Genomic DNA, 2,881 nt, shown 5'->3' with positions numbered 1-2,881 from the left:
GGGGAGCCCGCAGAATTCGGAAAAAATCGTACGCTAAGGTTTTCCGGGCATCCGTAAGGGCCGAAACTTCCCGTCTTCCAGTCTGCGGCTCTGCCGCCAGACGTAATCGCCGGTTAGGTTGATGTGCTCCCAGCCCAGCGGCGACAGGAATTGCAGCAGCTCGCCGTCCACCGGCTTGCCGGCCTCGACCAACCCCTGGGTGGCGCGTTCCAGGTACACCGTGTTCCACAGCACGATAGCCGCCGTCACCAGGTTGAGGCCGCTGGCCCGGTAGCGCTGCTGCTCGAAGCTCCGATCCCTGATTTCCCCAAGGCGGTTGAAGAACACCGCCCTGGCCAGCGAGTTGCGCGCCTCACCTTTGTTCAGGCCGGCATGCACGCGGCGGCGCAGTTCAACACTTTGCAGCCAGTCCAGGATGAACAGCGTGCGCTCGATCCGGCCCAGCTCGCGCAGGGCCACGGCCAGTCCGTTCTGGCGCGGGTAGCTGCCGAGCTTGCGCAGCATCAGCGAGGCGGTGACGGTGCCCTGCTTGATCGAGCTGGCCAGGCGCAGGATGTCGTCCCAGTGGGCACGCACGTGCTTGATGTTCAGGGTGCCGCCGATCAGCGGGCGCAACGTCGGGTAGGCTTGCACGCCCTGCGGCACGTACAGCTTGGTTTCGCCGAGGTCGCGGATGCGCGGCGCGAAGCGGAAGCCTAGCAGGTGCATCAGGGCAAAGACGTGATCGGTGAAGCCGGCCGTGTCGGTGTAGTGCTCCTCGATCCGCAGGTCGGACTCGTGGTACAGCAGGCCGTCGAGCACATAGGTGGAATCGCGGACGCCGACATTCACCACGCGGGTGCTGAACGGCGCGTACTGGTCGGAGATATGGGTATAGAACAGCCGTCCCGGCTCGCTACCGTACTTCGGGTTGACGTGCCCGGTGCTCTCGCCCCGGCCACCCGCGCGGAAGCGCTGGCCATCGGAGGATGAGGTCGTGCCGTCGCCCCAGTGGGCGGCAAAGGCGTGGCGATACTGGTGGTTGACCAGCTCGGCCAAGGCCGCCGAATAGGTTTCGTCGCGGATGTGCCAGGCTTGCAGCCAGGACAGCTTGGCGTAGGTCAGGCCGGGGCTCGACTCGGCCATCTTGGTCAGCCCGAGGTTGATCGCATCACCGAGGATTGCGGACAGCAGCAACGTCCTGTCTTTGGCCTCGGCCCCGTCCTTCAAGTGGGTGAAGTGGCGGCTGAAGCCCGTCCAGTCGTCCACGTCCATCAGCAGTTCGGTGATCTTGATGCGCGGCAGTAACTGGCTGGTTTGGTCGATCAGCGCCTGCGCCCGATCCGGCACCGCCGCATCCAGCGGGGTGATTTTCAGCCCTGACTCGGTGAGGATGGCATCGGGCAGCTCGTTGTCCTTGGCCAGGCGGGTGACGGTGGCCAACTGCTCGTCCAGCAGCTGCAAACGCTCTTCCAGGTACTGGTCGCTGTTCGGGTTGATCGCCAGGGGCAGGGCCTGCTCGCGCTTGAGTGCGGCGAACTTCTCGGCCGGCAGCAGGTAGTCGTCGAAGTCGCGGAACTGCCGCGAGCCCTTGACCCAGATGTCGCCGGAGCGCAGGGCGTTCTTCAGCTCGGACAGGGCGCAGATTTCGTAGAATTTCCGGTCGAGGCCTTCCGGGGTGATCACCAGCGGCTTCCAGCGCGGCTTGATGAAGGCCGTGGGTGCATCGGCCGGCACCTTGCGCAGGTTGTCGGCGTTCATCTCACGCAGGGTCTGCACGGCTGCCAGCACGCCTTGCGCGGCCGGCGCGGCGCGCAGTTCCAGCACCTCCAGCAAGGCCGGCGTGTAACGGCGCAGGGTGGCGAAGTTCTCGCCGACCAGGTGCAGGTGGTCGAAGCCTTCCGGCCGGGCCAGCAGCTCGGCCTCGCTGACGCTCTCGGTGAACTCGTCCCAGGGAATCACCGCCTCGATGGCGGCATAGGGGTCGCTGCCGCTTTCCTTCGCTTCCAGCAGCGCCTGGCCGATCCTGGAGTACAGGCGCACCTTGTCGTTGATCGCCTTGCCCTGCTTCTGGAACTGCTGCTGATGCTTGTGCTTCGCGCCGCTGAACAGCTTGACCAGGATGCGGTCATGCAGATCGACCAGCTCATCGATCACGGTCGCGGTGCTCTCCAGCACCACGGCGGCCAGGGTCGCGTAGCGGCGCTGCGGCTCGAACTTACCGAGGTCTTTGGGCGTCATCTGCCCACCCTCGCGGGCCAGCTTGAGCAGGCGGTTCTGGTGGATGTGCCGGCCCAGGCCTTCGGGCAAGTCCACCAACTGAAATGTCTTCAGCCGCTCGATGTGTTCCAGCATGTGCCGAGAGTTGGGTTTCAGCGGTGCCTGGCGCAGCCAGGTCAACCAGGTGATGCTGCTGCCGGCCTTGAGCTTCAACAGCTCGTCCAGCTTGGCCCGATGCGAGTCCGTGAGTGGTTCGACCAGGGCGCGGTAGACCCGCCGATTGGCTCGCGCAATGGCTTCCGAGCAGGCCCGGTCAATCACGCTCAGCGCCGGCAGGATGCGTCGTTTCTGCCGTAGGCTCTCCAGGGCCTGACCGGCCAGCAGCAAGCCTTTGTCGGTCTGCTGGGCCAGCTCGGTTAGCTCGCGCACCAGGGCGCGGAAGTCGGACAGGCCGAACGGGGCCAGTTGCAGGTAGGTGCGCAGTTCCTGGGCATGCTCGCGACGGGTCACGTCGCGCTCGCCGTACTTTGCCCAGCTCGCCGGCTCGGCCTGGACTTGCTTCGCCACCCACAGGATGACCGGCTCGGGCAGCTCGCTGTCGGTTCCCAGCGCGTAACCGGGGTAGCGCAGCAGGCAGAGCTGCACGGCGAAGCCGAGGCGGTTGGCGTCGCCGCGTCGCTGG

1 protein-coding gene is annotated in these 2,881 nt (G+C 65.9%); it reads right to left on the bottom strand.

All coding sequences use genetic code 11. The annotated features are described in order from the left end of the window. Positions 1 to 33 precede the first annotated feature (33 nt). Positions 34 to 2,881 (bottom strand): Tn3-like element TnAs1 family transposase (locus tag V6E55_RS25195; protein WP_316944107.1); only part of this gene is annotated, 2,848 nt, incomplete at its 5' end.

Origin of the sequence: Enterobacter sp. 342 (assembly GCF_036663495.1) — a bacterium.
In the GTDB taxonomy this organism is placed as follows: domain Bacteria; phylum Pseudomonadota; class Gammaproteobacteria; order Enterobacterales; family Enterobacteriaceae; genus Enterobacter.
The sequence above is the reverse complement of the archived record's forward strand: the minus strand, read 5'-3'. Positions and strand labels throughout refer to the sequence as shown.